Below are 250 nucleotides of genomic sequence, written 5' to 3'. Positions count from 1 at the left end.
ATGCTTTGGGGAAGCGGAGGGAATGGTGTGACCGTGAAAATATTACATAATTCCGCCCTTAAATGGTCAACGAATCTTGCTTATAACGATTTACGAGGAACTGATACGGATGTATCGGTAGGTGTGACAGAAGGAGATGCTTTGTACTTCCTTGTAGATGCAAACGGAGAAAATAGTAGCGATGGGACCAAATGGGATCCGGTCATTACATATGGTGTTTCTAACGTTGCCTCCCAACAGTTCAGCTCTG

Annotated in this window: 1 protein-coding gene; it reads left to right on the top strand. The window is 44.4% G+C overall.

Features of this window, described 5'->3' with window-relative positions; translation table 11 throughout:
* Positions 1-33 precede the first annotated feature (33 nt).
* Positions 34-250: hypothetical protein (locus LRL21_RS45370; protein ID WP_240422268.1), on the top strand; the 217-nt coding region annotated here is incomplete at its 3' end.

The sequence above is a fragment of the Paenibacillus periandrae genome (genome assembly GCF_022458865.1).
GTDB classification, from domain to species: Bacteria; Bacillota; Bacilli; order Paenibacillales; family NBRC-103111; genus Paenibacillus_S; species Paenibacillus_S periandrae.
This window is presented reverse-complemented; position numbering and strand designations above follow the sequence as displayed.